This window comes from Kibdelosporangium phytohabitans, assembly GCF_001302585.1.
In the GTDB taxonomy this organism is placed as follows: Bacteria; Actinomycetota; Actinomycetes; order Mycobacteriales; family Pseudonocardiaceae; genus Kibdelosporangium; species Kibdelosporangium phytohabitans.
In genome coordinates this window covers 10582866-10603473 of the sequence record NZ_CP012752.1, presented here as the reverse complement: position 1 = coordinate 10603473, position 20608 = coordinate 10582866, and the positions used below count along the sequence as shown (strand labels likewise).

Genomic DNA, 20608 nt, shown 5'->3' with positions numbered 1-20608 from the left:
CTCACGAGGTTGTTTTGAGGGTTTTGGTCTTCGTTCTGGTGTGTTTGGGCTTGCTCGGCTTATCCGGTTCAGCTTGGCTGTGGGGCTCGGGTTGCTCGTCCGCCGCTTCGGTGGCCGGTGCCGCGGGCGCCGGGCCGGGGGTCTTGGCGACGGTTTCCTGGTTCGACGGGCTCTGACCGGCGGCTTGCTGGTGCCGCGGCTGGGGGTTCGCGGCTGGTTGGGCAGGCGTCGGCGGGTCGTTGCTGATGGTCGAGTCGATCAGCACACCGCGGTTGGGCTTGGCCGGGAGGGGATCTGGGCGCGCGGTGTCCGTCGCCGGCGCGGCGACGAACAATGCGATCGCACCGGCGGTCAGGCCCGCGCCGACGACCGCGGCCACCTTCGGCACGCCGAACCGCCGCGGCCGCCGGGGGAGCGGAACCGTCGGCCGGTCGACGCGCAGCAGCTCCCCGCATTCGGTCGCGTTCGGGCGTTCACCCGGGGTGGACCTGGTCATCAGCTCGAGCGCCTCGGCCAGCGGCGCCGGGATGTCGCCGGGGATCCGCGGTCGCCGGTTCAGCCTGGCCAGCACGGTCTCCGCGTCCAGCCCGGGGTACTCGACCTCGCCGGTCAGGCACTCGAGCAGGATCAGGCCGAGGCCGTAGACGTCCGCGGGCGGGCCGACCTCCGTACCGAGCACCTGCTCGGGCGAGAGGTACGCGGCCGTGCCGACCAGCCGGTCGGACGCGGTCATCCCGCTGCGCGCGAGCAGCTTGGCCAGCCCGAAGTCGGCCAGGTGCGGTATGCCGTCGGCGTCGAGCAACACGTTGCCGGGCTTGATATCCCGGTGGACGACCCCCTTGCCGTGCACGTACGCCAGGGCGCCTGCGATCTCGATGCCGATCCGGCTGACCTCCTGCGGCGTCATCGGGCCGCTGTCGATCCGGTTGCCCAGGTGCGGGCCCTTGATCAGCTCGAGCACGAGGAACGGCTCGCCGTTGGCGTCACCCGAGTCGAACACCTTGACCAGGCGCGGGTGGTCGAACCCGGCCAGCAGCCTGGCCTCGTCGTCGAATCTCAGACGGCCGACGGGATCGGCGTGCGGCTGGAAGATCTTGACCGCCACCTCGCGATCCAGCCGCTCATCCCACGCTTTCAGCACCCGCGCGGTGCCACCGCGGCCGAGTTGCGTGATCAGTCTGTACCTGCCGGCCAGCACGGGTGCGGCGCGTCCGCCGGATTCCTCGTACATTTCGGCCACACTAGTGGCCATGGATCTCAAATCCATAGCGGACCGGCTCTACTCCTTGCGCCCGGCTGATTTCATGGCCGCGAGGAGCGAGTTCGTGCGTGCCGCCAAAGAAGAGGGCGACAAGCAGGGCGCGACGGCGATCGGCAAGTTCCGCAAGCCGTCGCTCGCCGCGTGGGCGCTGAACCTGCTCGCCCGCAAGGCACGCCCTGACCTGCAACGTCTGGAGAACCTGGGCGTCGCGCTGCGTGACGCGCACGGCCGTTTCGACGGCGAGACCCTGCGCGAGTTGTCCAAGCAGCGCCACCAGGTGATCCGCGCGCTCGTGTCCGAAGTGAGGTCTTTGGCCTCTGGCGAGGGCCAGAAACTCAGTGAATCCGTGCTGCGCGACATCGAAACGGTTTTCGCCGCGGCGCTGGCCGACCCGGCGGTGACCGAGGTGTTGCTGGCCGGGACTCTTTCGGCCACGAACGACTTGACGCTCCCGCAGGCGTGGCCCGAATCACCCGAGCCGGTGGTCGACGAAGTGGGCTTGCGCCGTGAGCAACGCGCGGAGCGCCGCCGTCAGGAAATCGGCCGCGCTCGCGCGGACGCGCAGCACACGGCCGAAGTCCGCGACCGCGCCCAGTCGGCCCTGTCGCAGGCGGAGCAGAAAGCCGAACGCGCCGCCCGCCAGATCGCCGACCTGACCGCGGAACTGGAACGCGTCCGCGCCACCGAACAGGAAGCCACGAACGAGGTCAGGGAAGCCAGGACGGTGTTCCGCACGGCGGAGAAAGCGGCCGAACGGGCGCGCCGCCACCTGGAGACCCTGGAGTGACCGGACTCATTGGACGATCGTGCGCAGTGCCGACACCGCTCCTTCCCTGTGTTCGTTCCACAGCCGGACGACTTCGTCCGCGTCACCGGCGCGGATGGCCGCGATGATCGCCTCATGTTCGGAGTGGACGCGGGCGCGGTTGTCCGAGGAGCTGTAGTACAGCGCGCGGTACGCGTCCGTGGCGTCCCACAACACCCGGACAAGCCGGGTCAAACGCGGCATACCGGACGCTTCCAGCACGGTGAAGTGGAAGACCCGGTTCGCCGCGGCCATGGCGACGATGTCGTCGGCCGCCGCGGCCCGCATGATGTCCTCTTCGGCCTGCTCGAGGCGTTCGACGTCCTCGGCCGACATCAGCGGGACCGCGCGTACGGTCGCCTCGGTCTCCAGTAGCTCCCGGATCCGGTACACCTCAAGCAAGTCGTCGAGTGACAGGTCGGCGACCTGGTAGCCGCGGTGCGGGCGGTAGATGACCTGGCCCTCGCCCTCCAACGTCCGCAACGCCTCCCGCAACGGCACACGGCTCACCCCGAGCCGTTCGGCCAGCGCGTCCTGGCGCACGGGCGAGCCGGGCGGCATTTCCCCGGTCAGGATCGCCCTGCGCAGTTCGGCGAGGACGAACTCCTGCGCGGTCGGCGGGCGCTTCGGGGTGTTCACGCCGGATTGCTCCGATACACGGCGGGTGTCCGGCTCAGCCGGATCGGGTTGGCGACGTGCGGCAGGCCGTCGATCGAGACGACCGGCTCGAGGCCGACCTCCGTCGCCAGGCCGACCGCCTCGGCGATGGTGTTGATCGGTCCACAAGGGACACCCGCGTCGGCGAGCGCGGCACACCAGTGCGCGGCGTCCCGCGTGGCCAGCCGGGCGTTGATCACGGCGGTCAGCGCGGCCTGGTGCTGGACGCGCAGCGCGTTGGTGGCGAACCTCTGGTCCGCCGGAATGCCGAGCACGGAACACAGCGCGGCGAACTGCTTGTCGTTGCCCACCGCGAGCACGAGCGGCCGGTCACTGGCCTGGAACAGGGCGTACGGCACGACACTGGGGTGCGCGTTGCCCATCGCCTTGGGCACGACGTCTGCCATCACGTACGCCGCGGACTGGTTGACCAGGCCCGACAGCAGCGAGGACAACAGCGAGACCTCGACGAGCTGGCCCTCGCCGGTGACCGAGACGTGCCGCAGGGCCGCGAGGATGCCCGCCATCGCGTGCAGTCCGGTGATCACGTCCACCACCGCGACCCCGGCCTTGGTGGGCGAGTCCGGCGTTCCCGTCACGCTCATCAGCCCGCCGACGGCCTGGGCGAGCAGGTCGTAACCGGGCAGCGCCGACGACGGCCCGAATCCGGTGATCGAGCAGTACACGAGCTTCGGGTTCACCGCCGCCAGCGACGCGTGGTCCAGGCCGTGGCGAGCCATGGTGCCCGGCCGGAAGTTCTCCACGACGACGTCTGCCGACTCGGCCAGTTCCCGTGCGGCGGGGTCGGCCAGGTCGTGCGAAACGATGTGTTTGTTGCGGTTGAGGCCGAGGAAGTACGTGGCGTCGTCGCCCACGTATGGCGGTCCCCACGCGCGCGTGTCGTCGCCGCTGCCCGGTCGTTCCACCTTGATGACGGTGGCACCCAGATCGGCGAGCAGCATCGTCGCGTAGGGCCCGGCCAGCACACGGCTGAAGTCGGCGATCGTCACGCCTGCCAAAGCTTGCACGTGATCAGGTTAGCATTGGAGAATTGATATTGGATCCAATTCTGGGCTAGCCTGCTGGGCATGACCCGTACTGCCCCGCTGGACCTGGTCGCGATCGACGGCTTGCTCTCCGACGAGGAGCGCGCGATCCGCGAGACCGTCCGCAAGTTCTGCGCCGACCGGATCCGCCCGCACCTGGCGGAGTGGTTCGAGAAGGGCGACCTGCCCGCCCGCGACCTGGCCAAGGAGATGGGCGGACTCGGGCTGCTGGGCATGCACCTGCAGGGCTACGGCGCCGCGGGCACCAACGCGGTCTCCTACGGCCTGGCCTGCCACGAACTCGAAGCCGCCGACTCCGGCGTGCGCAGCCTCGTGTCCGTGCAGGGCTCGCTGGCGATGTACGCGATCTACGCGTACGGCAGCGACGAGCAGAAGAACGAGTGGCTGCCCCGGATGGTGGCGGGCGACGCGATCGGCTGCTTCGGCCTGACCGAGGCGGACTTCGGCTCCAACCCCGGCGGCATGCGCACCAACGCCCGCAAGGACGGCGGCGACTGGGTGCTCAACGGCACCAAGATGTGGATCACCAACGGCTCGATCGCCGACGTCGCCGTGGTCTGGGCCCGCACCGACGAGGGCATCCGCGGCTTCGTCGTGCCCACCGACAGCAAGGGCTTCACGGCCAGCACCGTGCCGGGCAAGCTCTCCCTGCGCGCCTCCGTCACCAGCGAACTCGTCCTGGAAGACGTGCGCCTGCCCGCAGCCGCCGTGCTGCCCAGGAGCAAAGGCCTGTCCAGCCCGCTCGGCTGCCTCAACGAGGCCCGGTTCGGGATCATCTTCGGCTCGATCGGCGCCGGCCGCGACTGCCTGGAAGCGGCGATCTCGTACGCCGCCGACCGCGAGGTGTTCGACAAGCCGCTCGCGGCGTACCAGCTGACGCAGGCAAAGCTCGCCGAAATGGCGCTCGAGCTGGGCAAAGGCATGCTGCTGGCGGTGCACATCGGCAGGCTGAAGGACGCGGGCGCGCTCAAGCCCGAGCAGGTCAGCATGGGCAAGCTGAACAACGTCCGCGCGGCACTGCAGATCGCCCGCGAGGCCCGCACGATCCTCGGCGCGAACGGGATCACACTCGAATACCCCGTGCTGCGACATGCGAACAACCTGGAATCAGTGCTTACCTACGAGGGGACGAGCGAGGTGCACTTGCTCGTGATCGGCCAGGCGCTCACCGGCGTGGGCGCGTTCCGCTAAGGCGTAGGAGGCGTTTTCTATGGGGGCGTTGTGGCACCCGTTCTCGGACATGGGTGCGGTCACCCAGAACGGCGAGTTCGTCGTGTCCCGTGGCGAGGGCGTGTACGTGTGGGACGCGGACGGCCGCCAGTACCTCGACGCGACCGCGGGGTTGTGGTTCGTCAACGTGGGCCACGGCCGTGCGGAGCTCGCGGAGGCCGCCGCCAAGCAGATGCGCGAGATCGCGGCGTACTACACGTTCGGTGACGTGGCCACGCCGTCGACGATCGAGCTGGCGGAGCGGCTGGCGTCGATCGCGCCGATGGCCGACGCGAAGGTGTTCTTCACCAGCGGCGGCTCGGACTCGATCGACACCGCGCTCAAGCTGGCCCGCCGCTACTGGCACGAGCAGGGCAAACCCGGCAAGAACATCGTCATCGGACGTGACCGCGCCTACCACGGCACCCACGTCGGCGGCACGGCGCTGGCAGGCATCCCCGGCAACCGCGAGGGCTACGGCACGCTGATGCAGGACGCCGCGACGGTCGAGTGGGACTCGGCGAAAGCACTGCTCGCGGAAATCGAACGCCTCGGCGCCGACCGCATCGCGGCCTTCTTCTGCGAACCGGTGATCGGCGCGGGCGGCGTCTACCCGCCGCCGGCGGGCTACCTCGCCGAAGTGCGGCAGGTGTGCCGTGACAACGACATCCTGTTCGTGGCGGACGAGGTCATCACGGGCTACGGCCGGATCGGCGGAGCCTGGTTCGCCAGCACCCGATACGACCTCTCGCCGGACATGGTCACCACAGCGAAAGGGCTCACGTCCGGCTACCTGCCGATGGGCGCGGTGCTGATCGCGGGCCACGTGGCCGCGCCGTTCCACAAGCCGGGCGCGGGTGTCTGGTGGCGGCACGGCTACACGTACTCCGGCCACGCCACGAGCGCGGCGGTCGCACTGGCCAATTTGGACATCGTCGAACGCGAGGACCTGCTGTCGTCCGCCGCGCGCCTGGAGTCCACTTTGGCCAAGGAGTTCGGCGTGCTCGCCGCGCACCCCGCTGTCGCCGAGGTGCGCAGCGGATTCGGTGCTGTCACCGCGATCCAGATGGTCGATCCGGCCGACGCGATGAAGATGATCAAACTGCTGCGCAAGCACGGCGTGTCGGGCCGTGCGGTGGGGGCGGGCGGACTGCAGGTCTCACCAGCGTTGATCATGACCGACAGCCAGGTCAGCGAGTTGGTCGCCGGATTCGACGAAGCACTGCGGGAGTTGCAGGGGTGACCGCCCGCCAGCGATCACCCCTGCGTTACCTCGTGAGTGTTTAGTCCGGTTAGAACCGGACTAAACACTCACGAGTTTTCCCCTACTGCACCGTGAGGGAGTATTCGGTGCTGCCGGACTTGCCGGACGAGTCCGTGCCGGTGATGGTGATCTTGTAGGTGCCCGCCTGGAACGGCGAGATGATGGTGATTTCCGACGTGCCGCCGGGGCTCACCGTCTGCGGGCTGAAGAACGGCTTGAACTGGGTGCCGGTGGCGTCGAGCGAGATCGTGCCCTCGCCGCCGGTCACGGTGACCGTCGCCTTCAGGAAGCTGCCCGCACGCGCGGTGCCCGAGCCCGGTGACACGCTGAGCTTCAGGTCACCGGCGGGCGGGCCGCCGACCGACAGCGTGTACTCCGCCGTCTTCGTCTCGCTCGATCCCTTGCCCGACACCGTGATCCGGTGCGGACCGGCCGGGGTGGACGCCGAGGTCTCGATGGTCAGCTTGGCGTTCTGGCCGGACTGGATCTCGGTGGGCTGGAACGTCGCCTTCGCACCCGACGGCAGGCCGGACACGCTCAGCGCGACGTTCTCCGCGCCCTGCTCGCCTGCCTTGGTCGCGACGGTCGTCGACACGGACTTGCCCGGGTCGACCTGGCCGGAGGACGGTGTCAGCGCCAGCGTGAACGTGCCGGGGTTCTGCCCGCCGCCGATGAACCCGGTGTACAGCTGCTTGTTCGGCGAGCCGCTGCCGGGGTTGCCGACGCCGCCGCTGGCGTTGTTGACCAGCGCGTCACGGACCTGCTGCGGCGTGGCGGACTGGTTGGCGGTCAGGTACAGCGCCGCCGCGCCTGCCACGTGCGGGCTGGCCATCGACGTGCCGGACATCGTGGCCGAGCCGCTGTTGATCCCGGTGGACACGATGTTGCCGCCCGGCGCGAACAGGTCCAGGCACGAGCCGTAGTTGGAGAAGCTGCTACGGCTGTCGTTGCGATCGGTCGAGCCCACGGTGATCACCTCGGGCACGCGGGCCGGTGAGGTGTTGCACGCGTCCGCGCTGCTGTTGCCTGCCGCGACCGCGACCGTGATCCCGGCCTGTACCAACGCTTTCGCCTGCGTGTCGCCCACGCCGACGGTGTCCATGCCGAGGCTCATGTTGACCACGGCCGGCTTCTTGGCGTTCTTGGCCACCCACTCCATCGCGCTCACGGCCGCCGAGTCCGGCGCCGATCCGCCACAGCCGAGGGCACGCACCGCGACGATCTTGGCCTTCTTCGCCAGGCCGTACGTCTTGCCCGCGATAGTGCCGGACACGTGCGAGCCGTGGCCGTTGCAGTCCTGGGCCTCGTTGTCGTTGTCGACGAAGTCGTAGCCGTAGCCGGCCCGGCCTTCCCACTCCGGGTTGGACGGTGCCACACCGGTGTCGATCACGTACGCCGTCACGGCTTCACCACCGTTGGCGTACGTGTACTTGCTGTCCAGCGGCAACGCCTTCTGGTCGACGCGGTCCTGGCCCCACGACGGCGGGTTGTTCTGCGTGTCCGCGATCCGCGCGGTCCCGTCCTGGTAGACGGCCTGGACGTTCGGGTCCGCGGCGAGGCGGCGCGCCTGCGTCTCGGACAGGTCGCGGACGTGGAATCCCGAGAAGGTCAGCTTGTACTCGGACTGGATGGCGCCGCCGTACTTGGAACCGAGCGCTGACGCCGACGCACCGGACTTCATCTGCACGATGTAGCTGCCGCTGACGGGTTGGTCCGCCTGGATGACCGCGCCTTCCGGCTGCGCGGCGAAGGCAGGTGTCGTGCCCGCTGCCATCAGCACGGCGGCGGTGATACCGAGAAAGACTCTCATTGCCATGCTCCTAGAAGGTGATGGACCAGCCGGTCAGGGCACCGCTGTCGAACGTGTAGATGTCACGCACCCGCAACTGCCAGCGGCCGTTGGCGTTCTCGCCGGCGGCGTTCACGGTGAACGTGGCGTGGATCCCGCCTGCCTCACCGATCCCGCGCGGGGTGTGCAGCGGGTACACCGCGCCGCTCGGCCCGATCAGGTCGACGGCGAGGTCAGCGGTGTACGTGTGGTCGATGTCGACCTTCACCGGCAGGCTCGCCGACGCGCGCCCGTCGCAACCGGCGTTCTCGATGGTGCTGGTGACCGCGTCCCCGGCGTCCGGAATGGACACGTCGGTGTCGTTGGTCTTCGCGCCGCAGCCGGGCGGCGGGCCGCCGGTGCCGATGAACTGCGTGTTCAGCAGCTTGTTCGGCGAGCCGGAGCCCACGTTCTTCAGCACACCGTTGGCCGCGTTGTTCACGAGCGCGTCACGGACCTGGGCGGGCGTGTAGCTCGGGTTCGCCGTCAGCACGAGAGCGGACACACCGGCGACGTGCGGCGTCGCCATCGACGTGCCGGACATCTGGGCCGTGCCGCCGCCGTTGCGCGTCGAGGTGATGTTCGAACCCGGGCCGAAGATGTCCAGGCAGGTGCCGATGTTCGAGAACGACGAGCGGTTGTCGCTGTTGTCGGTCGAGCCCACCGTGATCGCCTCGGGCGTACGGGCGGGCGAGGTGTTGCACGCGTTCGCGCCGTTGTCGTTACCGGCTGCGACCGCGTTGACGAACCCGGCCTGCACCGCGCGCTTGACCGCCTCGTCCACTGAGGACTGTCCAGGGCCGCCGAGGCTCATGTTCAGCACGCCGGGCTTCTTGCCGTTCTTGGCCACCCAGTCGATGCCGCCGATGACCTGCGACCACTCGCCCTGGCCGGAGCAGTTGAGCACGCGCACCGAGACGATGTTGACGTTCTTGGCCACGCCGTAGGTCGCGCTGCCGACCGTCCCGGCCACGTGCGTGCCGTGGCCCTGGCAGTCGGAGGCGTCGGCGTCGTTGTCGATGAAGTCGTACCCGCTCTTGGCCCGTCCGCCGAACTCGGGGTGGGCGAAGTGGACACCGGTGTCCACCACGTACACCGTGGCTCCGTCGCCCTTGTTGGCGTACGTGTACTTGGTGTCGAGCGGCAGGTTCTTCTGGTCGATCCGGTCGAGGCCCCAGGTCGCGTTGTTCTGGGTGTCGGAGATCCGGGCGATGCCGTCGGGGGCGACGGACGCGACACGCGGGTCGGCGGCCAGCGTGCGTGCCTGGGCCGCGGTCAGCCGTGCCGCGAAGCCACCCAGCGCGGTGTACTCGCGGTCGGCGGCGTAGCTGCTGGTCAGGGAGCTTACTGAAGCACCGGGCTTCAGCATGACGATGTAGCTGCTCTCGGCGGCGGGTGCCGCTGTGGCTGGCAGGCCGCTGACGAGCGCGGCCAGCCCCACAGCGAGTATTGCCCCTCGCATGAGTGCTCCGTTTCGGTTGCAGGGATGTCCGAGCACCATCCGGCGGCGTGTGCGCGTGGAACAACCGAGGCATTGATCCGTAGGGGTACGTAATCTTTTGGGCATGATCGCCCCGAAAGACGGTTCCGTTCAGTAGTGCGTGTTCCCTACGCTGCGGAAATGACCTCACCAGTGTTGGTGGGACGCGGCGAGGAACTTGCCCTGCTCACCGCGGCCGTCGCGAACGCGCCCTCGGTGGTGTTCGTCGAAGGTGAGGAGGGCGTGGGCAAGACACGCCTGGTCGCTGAACTGCCGGGCAGCGTGGTGGGCCACTGCCAGCCGTTGCGCGACCCGTTCCCGTACGGCGTGATCTTCGAATGCCTCGGTGCCTGCGCGGACAGGCTGACCGGACGGCTCGGCGCGATCACCGGGGCGCTGCGGCCGTACCTGCCCGAACTGGCCGACCGGCTGCCGCCGACGCCCGAGCCGCTGGGCGACCCGGCTGCCGAACGGCACCGGCTGTTTCGCGCGATCCGCGACCTGATCTCCGCCATGGGCAGGCTCACCCTGGTCATCGAGGACATCCACTGGGCCGACGAGGGAACCAGGCAGCTGCTGCGGTTCGTGCTGACCAACCAGCCGCCGGAGTTGTCGCTGGTGCTGACCTACCGGCGGGAGGACCTGCCCGGCGGGACCACATTGGGCAGGGCGTTCCGTCCACAGCACAGCACGCACGTGGTGTTGCGGCCGTTGGACACCAACGGCGTGCGTGACCTCGCCGAGGCCATCCTGCGCAGGCCGGTCACCCCGGAGTTCGCCACGACCCTGCACAAACGCACGGCCGGGATACCGTTCGTGGTCGAAGAGACGATGCACGCACTGCGCAACCCGGACGCCCGCCTGCTCGACACCGTCGAGGTCCCGGCGTCGCTGCGGGAAGCGATGATCGAACGGCTGGACGGCCTGCCGACGATCGCGCGCGGCATCGCCGAGGCCGCCGCCGTGCTCGGTGTGCCCGCCGGGATCGACGGGTTGAGCGCGATCGCCGTCGAGACGCAAGCCCGTACCCAGCAGGCGACGATGAAGCTGCTCGAAGCGGGTGTGCTGATCGAACCGGTCGAGAACAAGTACGGCTACCGGCATGCCCTCGCGCGCCGGACCGTCTACGAGTCGCTGCCTGGTCCACGCCGCCAGGAGCTGCACCTGCGCTCGTCTCGTGTGCTGTCGCGACTCGACCCGATCCCGCTCGTGCAGGTTGCCGAGCACTGCAGGCGCGCGGGCCTGATCCAGGAGTGGCTGCGCTACGGCGAGCAGGCCGCGGATGCCGCCATGGACGCCGGTGACGCGTCCACCGCGCTCGAACTGCGCTGTGCGCTGGTTTCGGAACCCGAGGTGCCGCCCGCTGACGTCGACCGGCTGGCCACGAAGCTGTGCCAGGACGCGTTGACCGGGTTGCACCAGCACGAGGTGACCGCCCAGTTCGAACGGCTGCTCGCCGATCAGCGGCTGTCCGACGAGGTCCGCGGCGAGGTGCAGCTCGGCTTGGGACTGATCCTGGTCAGGGGCTGTGACGAGATCGACCGCGGCCGGTCGGAGATCGAGATGGCGTTACCCGCGCTGGCGCACCGGTCGGAACGGGTGCTGCGCGGGATGGCCGTGCTCGCGATGCCGTATCTGAGTACCGCGCCGCTGGCCGAACACATGGTGTGGCTGCGGAAGGTCGAGCAGGGCCTGCCCGACGTCGCGGTGCCGTCGGTCCGGATCGCGTTGCTGGCCAACGTCCTCGGTGCCCGGATCCACATGGAGGGCGAGATCGGCTCGGTGGACCCGCCGCACGCCGACGACCCGGAATGCACACGGCAGCTGGCCCGGCTGTACAACAACGTGGCCGACTCGTACTCGTGGGTCGGTCACTACCGCCTCGCGGCGAAGTACCTGCGTACCGGCCTAGACCTGGCGACCAGGTCAGGTGCGCCCTATGTGGTCGGGACCGCGGAGGCGACGCGGATCCGGCTGGACTGGCTGGCGGGTGAGTGGTCCGGGTTGGACGAACGAGCCCGTCAGCTGACCGAGGTGTACGAACACCTGCACCCGGTGGCGACGGAGCTGTCCCTGGTCCGCGGCTGGCTGGCCACGGCACAGGGCGACTGGGGCTGTGCGGTGGAATGCTTCCAGAGCACGGGTCTCGACGCGCCGGAGAAGGGGATCGCGCCGGCGGTGATCGCCGCGTTCGGCGGGATGGTGACGTTGCTGCTGGCCCGCGACGACCCGGAAGCCGCCGCCCGCGAAGCCGACACCGGCGCGGAAGTGCTGCGCCGCAAGGGAGTCTGGTCCTGGGGCGGTGAGTTCGCCGCGCAGGCGGTCGACGCGTACCTCAGGGTCGGCCGGACAGCGGACGCCCACGAGCTGACCCGCGACTTCGAAACCGGTCTGGTCTCTGTGGACGCCCCGCTGGCCAGGGCGGCGCTCGCGGTCTGCCGCGCCCACCTCGGCTACGAGAGCTACGAGATCCCGCGGCGGCTGTACGAGAACCTCGGTCAGCCGTACCGCGTCGCGCAGCTGGCCGAACGGCTCGCGCACACCCCCGAGGACCTCAACGACCTGGCGGTCCAGTACGAGGCGCTCGGTGCGACCACCGACGCGGCGCGGTGCCGTCACATCATCAGGACCAGCGGCGGCCCCATCCCCTCCCGCAGGGGCCGCCGCGGTTACGGCAACGAGCTCTCCCCCCGGGAGCATGACGTCGCCCGGCTGCTGGCGGCCGGGCAGACCAACCGCCAGATCGCCTCCGCCCTGTTCCTCTCCCGCCGCACCGTCGAGCAGCACGTCGCGAACATCCTGCGCAAGCTGGGCGTCAGCTCTCGGCAGGACCTGCTTTCGTGATGGTGTCCGAGATGGTCGTGATCAGCCAGATCCCGGCGATGACGGACATGAACGGGATGGCGCCCTGCCACAGCGCGGCGGTGTGCTCCGGCGTGCTGACGACGAAGATCAGGAACGCCATGACGCCGCACGCGATGCCGTAGGCGATCATGAACTTGCCCCACGCGCGCCACTCGTAGCGCACCCGGGCAGGCCCGGACTTCGGTTTGCGCCACGGCGGCGGGCCGCCTGCGAACTTGTGTGCGAACCGCTGGTCGGCCCAGCGGATCATGTTGGGTCCGAACGCGACACTGACGCCGAGGTAGATGGCGGCCAGACCGTGGACGTTGTCGGCCGACCCACCGTCGGCGAGGTCGGCGACGGTCGCCGCGAGCAGCACCACGTCCACAAGCGGCACGCCGATCAGCAGCGCGGTGCTGGTTCGCTGCCAGCGCAAGACGTACCTGGCCACCAGTGCGGCGCCGAGCACCACCCAGAACCCGGCCTCGCAGGCCACGATCAACATGAACATGCTGTAAGCCTGCGTGAGCGGCGCGGCGAACGCGTCACGCGACAGTACGGCGGCCGGTCATCCCTTCGTACGACATGGTTCGCGGGAAACTGTGCTGAGATTGTGGGGTGATCCTGACCGAGCTGACCCGGCGTTACCGGTCGCGTCCGTGGTGGGACGCGTTCGTCGCGCTGGGCTTCTTCGGGGTCGCGCTCGTGCTCTACGCCTCGAACCTGTACGCGATCTCGCCGGAGAACCAGCTCCCGTTGTGGCTGTTGGTCAGCCAGTCGGGTGTGCTGTGCGTCGCGCAGATGTTCCGCCGGAAGGCTCCGCTGGCGATGCTGGCGGTCGCGGCGGGGATCCTGCTGGCCGACCTCGCCTACAACCTGACCCTCCCGGTGATCATGGTCTTCGTCGACCTGCTGTTCAACGCGACGCTGAGCACGACCCGGCGGGCCAGCCGGATGATCCTGGCGATCGCGGTCACCGTCGTGGTGACGATCGCGATCGTGGTCGGCGTTCTCGCCGGGGATTGGCGCAAGGGTTTCTTCGCGTTGCAGGGCGTCTTCAGCCTGCTGATCATCCCGGTCTGGTGGTCGTTCAACATCCGCCAGCACGACGAGCTCCTGCAGGCCGAGCGGGAGAGCTCACGGCAGCTGCGGCGGATCGCGGAGCTGGACAGGCGCACGGCGGTCGTGGCCGAACGCGGTCAGATGGCCCGTGACCTGCACGACGTGGTGGCCGGGCACCTCTCGGCGATCGCGATCCAGTCCGAGGCGCTGCTGTCGATGGCCGACCGCGACCCGCAGGTGGTCCGGACAGTGCTGAAGTCGGTGCGGGAGAACAGCATCCAGTCGCTGGCCGAGATGCGCGCGATGATCGAGGTGCTGCGCGCCGACGGCGGCGACGACGACCCGAGGACGGCACCGGCCCGGCTGGCCGAACTGGACAGACTGGTGGACTCGGCGCGAGCGGGCGGCCTCGTTCTCGACGTGCACCGGGCCGTGGGCGACGAACTGCCGGTGGCGGTGGACCTGGCCGCGTACCGGATCATCCAGGAGGCGCTGACGAACGCGCTGAAGCACTCCGGTGGCGGCGGCGCCACCGTCGACGTGCGCGTGGCGGGGGGTCGGCTGATCATCGAGGTCGTCAACGATCTGAGCGGGACCCCGGGTGCGGGGGACGGGACGGGAACCGGGCTGGTGAGCATGCGTGAGCGCGCCTACGCGGTCGGCGGGGATTTCGAAGCGGGCCCGTGGTCCGGTGGCTGGCGCGTCCGAGCGGCGTTGCCCGTAGGAGGAGCGGCGAGTTGATTCGGGTACTGGTCGCGGACGACCACGCGGCGATCCGCGCGGGTTTGGTCCTGATCCTGGGTGGAGCCGACGGGATCGAGGTGGTCGGCGAAGCGGGTGACGGCGCGGCGGCGGTCCGGATGGCGCGGGCGCTCAAGCCGGACGTGGTGCTGATGGACGTGCGGATGCCGGGGGTGGACGGGATCGAGGCGACCCGTGAACTGGTCCGCGACGGCGTCTGCGACGTGCTCGTGCTGACCACGTTCGACCTGGACGAGTACGTGCACGGGGCGTTGCGGGCGGGCGCGGCGGGTTTCCTGCTGAAGTCGGTGGAGGCGGCGCGGCTGATCGAGTCGATCCGCCTGGTGGCGGCGGGCGACGGCGTGATCGAGCCGAAGGTGACCCGCAGGCTGCTGACGGCGTTCGCGGCGACCGCCCCGAAACCGGTGAAGGACGCCCCGGGCCTCGACCAGTTGACTGAGCGGGAGCGCGAGGTGCTGATCTGCCTCGGCGAGGGCCTGTCCAACCAGCAGATCGGCCGCAAGCTCTACATCGGTGAGACGACCGTGAAGACGCACGTGTCCCGCGTGCTGACCAAGCTGGACCTGAGGTCACGCGTGCAGGCCGCGATCCTCGCCCAGGACGCCGGGCTCGTACCGGAATGACGGGTCCCGGCCCATCCGCCGCGGCAGCCGGTCCTGCCCGCGGGCGGGGTGAAGTCACGGGCGCCGGGACAGGCGCGCGATGCCATGCCACAGCGTGGGACTGAGTTTGACGCAGCGTGACGAATTCGTCCAATAGGTGCCGAAGTGATCGCGACGGCGGTTCGACGGGTGTTACTTGCCGACCACATGGTGAGATGATCCGTGACCAGGCACGGACCCCGCTTAAGGTCCGTGCTGGTCACCCGAACAGCCGACGACGGAAGGTGCCGTGTCCGACCCCTTACCGCTTGGCGGCGACGTTTCGCCGGGTGCCGCGCGTTCGCTCCCGGTCGCTCTGCTGCGCGCCGTCCGCCGCGACGCGTGGACGCTGACCTGCGCGCTCATGGCTGTGGCCATCGTCATGCTCGCTGCCGGCGCTGATCTCTGGGTCGCCATCGAGGGCCAGGACCTCGATCCCGACCTGACCGCGCTCGGCCCGGACGGGTTACCTGCCAGGTCACTCGGTGGTGTCAGTGGTGACCACTGGTTCGGTGTCCAGCCCTTGAACGGCATCGACCTCTTCGCGGTCGTCGCGTACGGCGCGCGTGTGTCGCTGTTGGTCGGTCTCGGTGCGACGCTGCTCGCGACCGTCCTCGGTGTCCTGATCGGCGCCAGCGCGGGGTACATCGGCGGCTGGTGGGACCGGGTCGTGTCGTGGTCGTCCGACGTGATCCTCGGCTTCCCGTCGCTGATCTTCATGATCGCCCTCGGCGCCGTCGCGCCGATCGAGTTCCCGCGCCAGCTGCTGCTGATCGTCGTGCTCGGCCTGTTCGGCTGGCCGAGGGTCGCCAGGATCGTCCGCGCCCAGGTGCTCAGCCTCGGCAAACGCAACTTCGTGTCCGCGTCCAAGGTGATGGGCGGCGGCACGTGGCACGTGTTCGTCAAGCAGCTGCTGCCCAACCTGTGGGCGCCGATCATCATCGTGTCCAGCCTGACGATCCCGTCGATGATCGGCAACGAGGCCGCGCTGTCGTTCCTCGGCGCCGGTGTCCTGCCGCCCACCCCGAGCTGGGGCCGGACGATCTCGGACGCGATCGACTTCTTCGAGACCGACCCGATGTACCTGATCTTCCCCGGGTTGATGCTGTTCCTGATCACGCTCGCGTTCAACGTGGTCGGTGACAGCATCCGGGACGAGCTCGATCCGAAGTCGAAGGGCCGTGGCTGATGCGCGCCGTCAAATTCGTGGCAGGCCGGTTCGCGGGCATGGTCCTGGTGCTGCTGATCGTCTCGTTCATCACGTTCGTGGTCTTCTACGTCCTGCCTTCGGAACCGGCCCAGCTGGCGTGCGGCCGGCCGTGCTCACCGCAGGCGCTCGAGCTCGCGCGTGAGTTCATGGGCTACAACGTGCCGTGGTACCAGCAGTACTTCGACTTCATCGGCGGCATCTTCGGCGGGCGGACGTTCGGCACGGGCCAGGCCGCGATCGTGTGCTCGGCGCCGTGCTTCGGCTACGACTTCCAGAACAACGCCGACGTGCTCGACGAGATCCTCAGCCGCGTCGAGGTGAGCGTCTCGGTCGCCATCGGTGCCGCGATCATCTGGCTGATCACCGGTGTCGGGCTCGGTGTCGTGTCGGCGCTCAAGCGCGGCACACCGCTCGACCGGATCACCATGGCGGTGGCCATGGCCGGGGTGTCGATGCCCGCGTACCTCGCGGGCATGCTCGGGATCACGATCTTCGCGTTCGGCCTCGACGTCGTGCCGAAGAACGGGTACGTGCCGATCGGCGAGGACGTCGCGCAGTGGGCGTGGCACCTGGTGACGCCGTGGCTCGTGCTCGCGTTCCTGCACGCGGCGATCTACGCACGCCTGACCAGGGGCCAGATGCTGGAAACCCTCGGTGAGGACTTCATCCGCACGGCACGCGCGAAGGGCCTGACCGAACGGAAAGTCGTCGGCAGGCACGCGTTGCGCAACGTCCTGCTGCCGGTGGTGACGGTGTTCGGTGTGGACCTCGGCCTGCTGCTCGCCGGAACCGTGATCACCGAACGGATCTTCAGCATGCCGGGCGTCGGCATGCTGCTCGTCGACTCGATCCGCAGTCTGAACCTGCCGATCCTGCTCGGCGTCACGCTGTTCGCGGCGTTGGCGGTCACACTCGTCAACTTCCTCGTGGACCTGTTTTACGGCGTGCTCGACCCACGGGCACGGCTGACATGAAGGGGAACCCATGAAACGCAGGCATTCGCTCGCCGGGATAGCAGCGGTGGCAGTGTTGCTGGCCGCCTGCGGCGCCAACGACAAGCCGGCCGGTGGGCAGGCGGGCGGCGACGTGAAGAAGGGCGGCACGCTGTACCTGCTGTCCGACTCGCCGACCCAGCAGTACGACCCGGCACGCAGCTCCAGCCTGGTGGTGACCGGCCTGCAGTTCGTGCACCGGCGCCTGACCTCCTGGAAGGTCGCGCCGGGGCAGGACACGACGATCGTGCCGGACCTGGCCACCGACACCGGCAAGCCGAGCGACGGCGGCAAGACGTGGACCTTCACCCTGAAGGACAACCAGAAGTACAGCGACGGCAGCACGATCAAGTCGGCGGACATCAAGTGGGGGCTTGAGCGCTCGTACGCACCGGCGTTCGCCGGCGGTCTGGCGTACCACAAGGACTTGCTGTCGCCCGGCCTGACGTACAAGGGCCCGTTCGAAGGCGGCCAGGAGCTCAGCACGATCGAGACGCCGGACGACAAGACGATCATCTTCAAGCTGGCCCGCCCGTACGGTGACTGGAACTGGGTGGCCAGCACGCCCGCGTTCGCCCCGGTGCCCAAGGGCAAGGGCGCGGAAGCCAACTACGGCGAGCACCCGATCGCGTCGGGCCCGTACCAGATCGACAAGTTCGAACGCGGCAAGACGGCGGAGTTCAGCCGCAACCCGCACTGGGACGGCAAGACCGACGAGACCCGCCCGGCGAACCCGGACAAGGTGATCTGGCAGTTCAGCCAGCAGACCAACGTGATCTCCAAGCGGCTGATCGACGACACGGGCGAGGACAAGAACGCGTTCGGCATCTCGTTCGCCTCACCGGCGCAGCTCGCGCAGATCCAGTCCAACCAGTCGGCCAAGTCCCGCCTGGTGACGTCGGAGTCCGGCGCGCTGGCGTACCTCGCGCTGAACACGCTGCGCGGCAAGCTCACGGACGTCAACGTGCGCAAGGCTTTCCAGTACGCGGTGAACAAGGCTGCCTACCAGGTCGCCAGCGCGGGCAACGCCCAGCTGGCCTGTGACGCCGCCACCACGCTGGTCACGCCGGGCATCGCCGGTCGCGAGCAGTTCGACCTGTACCCGAGCAAGCCGGAAGGCGACCCCGCCAAGGCCAAGGAACTGCTGGCCGCGGCCGGCAACCCCAACGGCCTGGAAGGCCTGGTCCTGGTGACCCGCGCGGAGAACAACTGGCCGAAGCTGGCCGAGTCGGTGCAGTCGAGCCTGGCCGCGTCGGGCATCAAGGCGACCATCAAGCCGATGGACGAGGAAACCTTCACCGCCGAGGTGCAGAACAAGCCGAACCCGGACTACGACCTGGCGCTCGTGTCGTGGCAGCCGGACATCCCGTCGGCCAACGCCAACATCCAGCCGCTGTTCCAGTCGACGGAGATCGGCGGCGGTGGCTACAACACGGCGCGGTACAACAACGCCGACGTGGACAGGCTGATCACCGAAGCACAGGCCACTGTGGACCAGAAGGAAGCCGCGAAGAAGTGGGCTGAGCTGGACAAGAAGATCCTGGCCGACTCGCCGGTCGTGCCGTTGATCTACACCCGCAACTCCTACCTGCACGGCTCGAAGGTCGGCAACGTCCAGATCGGGCGCTTCCCGGCGTACGCGGACTACCGGCAGTTCGGGATCATTCAGTGACAGATCTGCTTGAACTGGACGGGGTCGAAGTCAGCTTCGGCTCCGTCCAAGCGGTTCGCTCGGTCAGCTACTCGGTCGCGGCGGGGGAAGTCCTCGCCGTGGTCGGGGAGTCGGGCTCGGGCAAGACAGTGACGGCCATGTCCCTGCTCGGACTGCTGCCGTCGACCGCGAAGGTCTCCGGCCGTGCGCTGTTCGACGGCCGGAACCTGTACGACCTGCCGCCCGCGGACCTGCGTGAGGTCCGCGGCGGTGACGTCGGCATGGTGTTCCAGGAGCCGATGAGCGCGCTGAACCCGGTGTTCACCATCGGTGACCAGCTCGTCGAGGCGATCAGGGCGCACCAGGAGCTGTCCTCGGCGGACGCGCGCAGGCGCGCGATCGAACTGCTCGACCTGGTCGGCCTGCCGGAGCCGGATCAGCGGTTCCGTTCGTACCCGCACGAGCTGTCCGGTGGTCAGCTGCAGCGGATCGTGATCGCGATGGCGGTGGCCAACGAACCGAAGCTGCTGATCGCCGACGAACCGACGACGGCACTGGACGTGACAGTCCAAGCGGAGATCCTGGAACTGCTGAGGGATCTGCGAAGCCGCCTGCGGACCGCGATCCTGCTGATCACCCACGACATGGGCGTGGTCGCGGACCTGGCAGACCGCGTGGTGGTGATGTACGACGGCAAAGTGGTCGAGCAGGGCACAGTGACGGAGATCTTCGCGGCGCCGAAGGAAAAGTACACACAGGAACTGCTCGGTTCAGTGATCTCACTGGGATCCCGGGCAACGAAAGGTGTCGAACGAGCGCTGGTCGCGGAAGTAGTGACCCGCCCGAACCACCTGGCAGCGGCAGAACACCCGGCAGAATCATCGGTGCCGGACGTGCCAGCCGAGAAGCCGGTGTTGAGCGTGGACGACCTGTCGGTGGTCTACGGCGGCCGATTCCGCGCGATCTCAGTCCGCGCGGCGGACAGGGTAAGCCTGCACATCGAACCCGGCGAAGTACTAGGCCTGGTAGGAGAGTCAGGGTCGGGGAAGAGCACGGTGGCAGGAGCAGTCACCGGCCTGATCAGGACGACCAGCGGAAGCGTACGGATCAACGGCGTCGACATCGCCCGCGTGCGCGGTCGCGCCGCGAAGGCGCTGCGCCGCCAGATCGGCGTGGTGTTCCAGGACCCACTGTCATCCCTGAACCCCCGCACGCCGGTGGGCGAAAGCGTGGCAGAGCCGATCAACCTGCACAAAGCCCTCACCGGCACCGATGTGGACAAGAGAGTCGCATCGCTACTGGAATCAGTGCAGCTGTCAGCGACCCTGCGAACCCGCTACCCCCACGAACTCTCGGGCGGACAACGGCAGAGGGTGTGCATCGCGCGTGCGCTGGCATTGAACCCGGACCTGTTGATAGCAGACGAACCGACATCAGCACTGGACGTGTCGGTACAGGCGAAGGTGCTGGCGCTTTTCCGTGAACTCCAAGCGGAACACGGCTTCGCCTGCCTGTTCATCAGCCACGACCTGGCAGTGATAGAACAACTCGCCGCCCGAGTAGCAGTGATGCACCGAGGCCACGTAGTGGAACAAGGCCCGACGAACAGCGTACTGGCGGAACCAATCCACCCGTACACCCAACGCCTGCTCGCCGCAGCCCCAGTAGCAGACCCAGAAGAACAACACCGGCGCAGAGAAGCCTGGCGCCAGCTCGCGTAACCAACCCAAGCGCGAGCGCGCATCGCAGGTACCAACCCGAGCGGCACGCGCAGGCCGACCCAAGTGGCGAGTGTAGAACCAACTCTGGGGGACGAGCACGCAAACCACCCCGAGTGGCCAGCGCAGGCCAAGCCACAGCGGCGAGCGCGCAAGC

General features: G+C 68.7%; 16 protein-coding genes. 10 read left to right on the top strand and 6 right to left on the bottom strand.

What is annotated here, in order from left to right:
- Position 1: 1 nt before the first annotated feature.
- The gene (locus AOZ06_RS47365) at positions 2–1231 is read right to left on the bottom strand and encodes a serine/threonine-protein kinase (RefSeq protein WP_054295365.1); all 1230 of its coding nucleotides are present in this window, start codon (positions 1229–1231) and stop codon (positions 2–4) included.
- A gap of 19 nt (positions 1232–1250) precedes the next feature.
- Here AOZ06_RS47365 and AOZ06_RS47360 point away from each other — a divergent pair, with 19 nt between their 5' ends.
- On the top strand, positions 1251–2048 hold the full coding sequence (locus tag AOZ06_RS47360; protein WP_157233637.1) for a hypothetical protein: 798 nt from the start codon (positions 1251–1253) through the stop codon (positions 2046–2048).
- A gap of 6 nt (positions 2049–2054) precedes the next feature.
- On the opposite strand, the gene AOZ06_RS47355 is transcribed toward AOZ06_RS47360, so the two are convergent.
- A complete protein-coding gene (locus AOZ06_RS47355) occupies positions 2055–2705 on the bottom strand; it encodes a GntR family transcriptional regulator (protein WP_054295363.1) in 651 nt (216 codons plus the stop codon).
- A complete protein-coding gene (locus tag AOZ06_RS47350) occupies positions 2702–3751 on the bottom strand; it encodes a CaiB/BaiF CoA transferase family protein (protein WP_054295362.1) in 1050 nt (349 codons plus the stop codon). Before AOZ06_RS47350 ends, AOZ06_RS47355 begins: the two co-directional genes overlap by 4 nt.
- 60 nt (positions 3752–3811) lie before the next feature.
- On the opposite strand from AOZ06_RS47350, the gene AOZ06_RS47345 reads away from it, so the two are divergent.
- The gene (locus AOZ06_RS47345; RefSeq protein ID WP_054295361.1) at positions 3812–4981 is read left to right on the top strand and encodes an acyl-CoA dehydrogenase family protein; all 1170 of its coding nucleotides are present in this window, start codon (positions 3812–3814) and stop codon (positions 4979–4981) included.
- Positions 4982–5000: 19 nt separating this feature from the next.
- Positions 5001–6242 (top strand): aminotransferase family protein, encoded by a 1242-nt coding sequence (locus AOZ06_RS47340; RefSeq protein WP_054295360.1) that lies wholly within the window; start codon positions 5001–5003, stop codon positions 6240–6242.
- Positions 6243–6324: 82 nt separating this feature from the next.
- Here the strand turns inward: AOZ06_RS47340 and AOZ06_RS47335 are convergent, their stop codons facing one another.
- Together AOZ06_RS47335 and AOZ06_RS47330 are read right to left on the bottom strand one after the other, a co-directional pair.
- Complete coding sequence (locus AOZ06_RS47335; RefSeq protein ID WP_054295359.1) at positions 6325–8073, bottom strand: S8 family serine peptidase; 1749 nt, start codon at positions 8071–8073, stop codon at positions 6325–6327.
- Positions 8074–8083: 10 nt separating this feature from the next.
- Positions 8084–9592, bottom strand: coding sequence for a S8 family peptidase (locus tag AOZ06_RS47330; protein WP_054295358.1), 1509 nt, complete (start codon positions 9590–9592; stop codon positions 8084–8086).
- A 120-nt stretch (positions 9593–9712) separates the two neighbouring features.
- On the opposite strand from AOZ06_RS47330, the gene AOZ06_RS47325 reads away from it, so the two are divergent.
- Entirely contained in the window at positions 9713–12415 is a 2703-nt protein-coding gene (locus AOZ06_RS47325; protein WP_054295357.1) for an ATP-binding protein, read from the top strand.
- Here the strand turns inward: AOZ06_RS47325 and AOZ06_RS47320 are convergent.
- Positions 12387–12926 carry a hypothetical protein gene (locus AOZ06_RS47320; protein WP_054295356.1) on the bottom strand — a complete coding sequence of 180 codons (540 nt, stop codon included), beginning with the start codon at positions 12924–12926 and terminating at the stop codon, positions 12387–12389. The genes AOZ06_RS47325 and AOZ06_RS47320 overlap by 29 nt on opposite strands.
- A 107-nt stretch (positions 12927–13033) precedes the next feature.
- Between AOZ06_RS47320 and AOZ06_RS47315 the strand changes: the two genes are divergently transcribed.
- The 6 genes from AOZ06_RS47315 (at position 13034) to AOZ06_RS47290 (ending at position 20454) form a co-directional block, all read left to right on the top strand.
- Positions 13034–14218 carry a sensor histidine kinase gene (locus tag AOZ06_RS47315; protein ID WP_054295355.1) on the top strand — a complete coding sequence of 395 codons (1185 nt, stop codon included), beginning with the start codon at positions 13034–13036 and terminating at the stop codon, positions 14216–14218.
- Entirely contained in the window at positions 14215–14862 is a 648-nt protein-coding gene (locus tag AOZ06_RS47310; RefSeq protein WP_054295354.1) for a response regulator, read from the top strand. Before AOZ06_RS47315 ends, AOZ06_RS47310 begins: the two co-directional genes overlap by 4 nt.
- A gap of 268 nt (positions 14863–15130) precedes the next feature.
- On the top strand, positions 15131–16069 hold the full coding sequence (locus AOZ06_RS47305) for an ABC transporter permease (protein ID WP_054295353.1): 939 nt from the start codon (positions 15131–15133) through the stop codon (positions 16067–16069).
- Positions 16069–17064, top strand: a complete 996-nt coding sequence (locus AOZ06_RS47300; protein ID WP_054295352.1) for an ABC transporter permease — start codon at positions 16069–16071, stop codon at positions 17062–17064. Before AOZ06_RS47305 ends, AOZ06_RS47300 begins: the two co-directional genes overlap by 1 nt.
- 10 nt (positions 17065–17074) lie before the next feature.
- On the top strand, positions 17075–18754 hold the full coding sequence (locus tag AOZ06_RS47295) for an ABC transporter substrate-binding protein (protein ID WP_054295351.1): 1680 nt from the start codon (positions 17075–17077) through the stop codon (positions 18752–18754).
- Positions 18751–20454, top strand: coding sequence for an ABC transporter ATP-binding protein (locus tag AOZ06_RS47290; protein WP_054295350.1), 1704 nt, complete (start codon positions 18751–18753; stop codon positions 20452–20454). The genes AOZ06_RS47295 and AOZ06_RS47290 overlap by 4 nt, the downstream gene beginning before the upstream one ends.
- The last annotated feature ends 154 nt before the right edge of the window (positions 20455–20608 follow it).